This window comes from Massilia pinisoli (assembly GCF_024753285.1).
Lineage (GTDB): Bacteria > Pseudomonadota > Gammaproteobacteria > Burkholderiales > Burkholderiaceae_D > Telluria > Telluria pinisoli.
The window spans coordinates 1-672 of the sequence record NZ_JANUGW010000062.1; the positions used below are offsets into that span (position 1 = coordinate 1).

The 672-nt window shown below is 61.0% G+C and carries 1 protein-coding gene; it reads right to left on the bottom strand.

Going from position 1 to position 672, the window contains the following annotated elements:
* The coding region (locus NX784_RS28740) for a ribonucleotide-diphosphate reductase subunit beta (RefSeq protein ID WP_258820087.1) at window positions 1-672 on the bottom strand (672 nt) is incomplete at both ends.

Genomic DNA, 672 nt, shown 5'->3' on the forward strand with positions numbered 1-672 from the left:
GTCGAGGCCGATCTGGACGGCGCGGCGGTTCGCGATGAAGCGCAGGTAGCCCTTGAACATGGCTGCGTTCAGGCCCAGCACGCCGCGCGGCATCGTGTCTTCGGCGTAGCGGTATTCCAGGTCGACGGCCTTCAGGAACAGTTCCTTGATCTCGTCGCGGAACGCCGGCGTCCACAGCTGCGGGTTTTCCATCTTGATCGTGTTGATCAGGTCGATGCCGAAATTGCAGTGCATCGATTCGTCGCGCAGGATGTACTGGTACTGCTCGGCAGCACCCGTCATCTTGTTCTGGCGGCCCAGCGCGAGGATCTGCGTGAAGCCGACGTAGAAGAACAGGCCTTCCATCAGGCACGCAAACACGATGATGGAGCGCAGCAGCTTCTGGTCGTTTTCCAGCGTGCCGGTGTGGAACGTCGGATCGTTGATGACCTCGATGAACGGGATCAGGAACTGGTCCTTGTCGCGGATCGACGGGATCTCGTTGTAGGCGTTGAAGATTTCCTTCTCGTCCAGGCCCAGCGATTCCACGATGTACTGGTACGCGTGCGTGTGGATCGCTTCCTCGAACGCCTGGCGCAGCAGGTACTGGCGGCATTCCGGCGCCGTGATGTGGCGGTAGGTGCCCAGCACGATGTTGTTGGCGGCCAGCGAGTCGGCCGTCACGAAGAAGCC